Source organism: Corynebacterium sp. HMSC035E02 (assembly GCF_001836065.1).
GTDB lineage: Bacteria > Actinomycetota > Actinomycetes > Mycobacteriales > Mycobacteriaceae > Corynebacterium > Corynebacterium hiratae.
This window is the reverse complement of sequence record NZ_KV827303.1, coordinates 1-1663: the sequence shown is the minus strand read 5'-3', so window position 1 is coordinate 1663 and position 1663 is coordinate 1. Positions and strand designations below refer to the sequence as shown.

Sequence of the window (1663 nt, the reverse complement as noted above, 5' to 3'; positions counted from 1 at the left end):
TCTGATGAGGTTTATGGTGCTCCGCGGATCTGTCAGATGCGGGTTTTTGGTACCGGTGTTCCGGAGACCCGGTACTGCCGGGTTCCGGGTAGTTGGTACCGGGGCCGGGCCGACGGAGTCGGCCCGGCTGTTTGCTTTATTCGTCCAGTTCTATTGGGGCGGTGGCTTTGCGCATGTCGAAGTCTCCGATATGGATTCGGTGGCCGTTGTTGAGGCGGCTTACGAGTGAATCGGCTCCGACTCTGTCTGGCAGTGTTTCAACCCAGTAGGCGGCAGCTGATTGGGAGGAGATCAGTGTTGGGAGCCGGCCGTCGCGGTCGAATATGATCTTGGTTAGGTCTTCTTGCCCGCGCTGGTTGATGCTGATGGTCATAAAGTCGTCGATGATAAGGACATCGACGTTGATCAGTTTCCGCATCTTATCGAGGTAGTTTTGGTCAGTCGGTGAGAAGACCGCCAGCATGTCTACAAGTTGATCCAGCCGGTAGTACGCCACGGAATATCCGGCCTTGCATGCGGCGATGCCGATGGCGCAGGCAATGTATGTCTTGCCTGTTCCGGTCGGTGCGAGGATGTGGATGTTGGTCGGGTTTTCCCGCCAGTTAGTTGCTGCGATTCGTTTCAGCTGGCGCATGTTGATACCGCGTTGTTCTGCCCGGGTGATTTCAGCCAAGCTTGCATCCGGGTATCGGAATTGTGCCTGGGTGATGGCCTTGGCGATATTGCGTTGTTGTCGTTGTGTGTAGGCTTCTTCGACCGCGGCGAGGAAGATGTCTTCTGGTAGCGCATCCGCATAGGCCTCGTCGTTGACAATCTCGTAGAAGATGTCAGCGAAGGTTGATACGCGAAGCTTGCGCATTTTTGCCCGCACGATTTCGTCGTCGATGCTGTTCATGGTTTCACACTCCTTATTCCTTCTAGTTTTCGTAGTGGTCAGCAGGCCGGATAAAGACGGCATCGGCCACCTCACCGGTAAGCGGGGTGCTTGGGCGTGGGTGGTGCTTGGCCACAGGCTGTGTTTTGGGCCCTGGTTCCCCGGGATGTTGTTGGGCGTGGGCAATGTCAGTCTGGAGGCGTTTGATTACAGCCATCGTGGGGGCCAGCTTTTTGTCCACGACCTGCTGGCATGCAGGTTCCAGGGTGGCTTTGTTGTGCTTTTTGCCCAGGTTGGCCAGCACGTTGCGTGCTTGGATGAGTCCGCGGGGTACGGCGGCACTATTGCGGTCGAGGATCATCGCTATGACTGCGTGCGTTGCTGCCCCAAACGACGAAGCCCAGGCCAAAAGCTCATCACGGGTAAGCGCCTTGTGGCCTTCATCATCGCCACGAGGTGCATGCTGAGGGTTTGTGGAATACCGGTATTTGAATCCGTGAAGGCGCGTGTGTTCAGCAACAAGCTGCTCCTCGCTGAAGATGCTCACCAGTTGCGGGGTGAGCCTGACTGTTACTGATTCTCCTACCAGCTGAAATGGCACAGAGTAGTACTGGTAGTCACAGGTGATGTGCCAGTTGCGATCGACTTTGAGCCGCTTATAAGACACTTCCGTAAACGGCGTCGGCGGAAGATCCCGCATCACTGGTGCTTCTTCTTGATCAAAGCGCATGCGCCGTGTTGAGCCATCAGGCCGCGTCATTTGAGGTTACCCTCGTTTAGTGGACACCC

General features: G+C 56.2%; 2 protein-coding genes. Both read right to left on the bottom strand.

The window, feature by feature from the left end; all coding sequences use genetic code 11:
* Window positions 1-136: 136 nt before the first annotated feature.
* Window positions 137-895, bottom strand: coding sequence for an ATP-binding protein (locus HMPREF2635_RS01840; RefSeq protein WP_070821186.1), 759 nt, complete (start codon window positions 893-895; stop codon window positions 137-139).
* Window positions 896-917: 22 nt separating this feature from the next.
* Window positions 918-1634 carry a Mu transposase domain-containing protein gene (locus HMPREF2635_RS01835; protein ID WP_246824827.1) on the bottom strand — a complete coding sequence of 239 codons (717 nt, stop codon included), beginning with the start codon at window positions 1632-1634 and terminating at the stop codon, window positions 918-920.
* Between the last annotated feature and the right edge of the window lie 29 nt (window positions 1635-1663).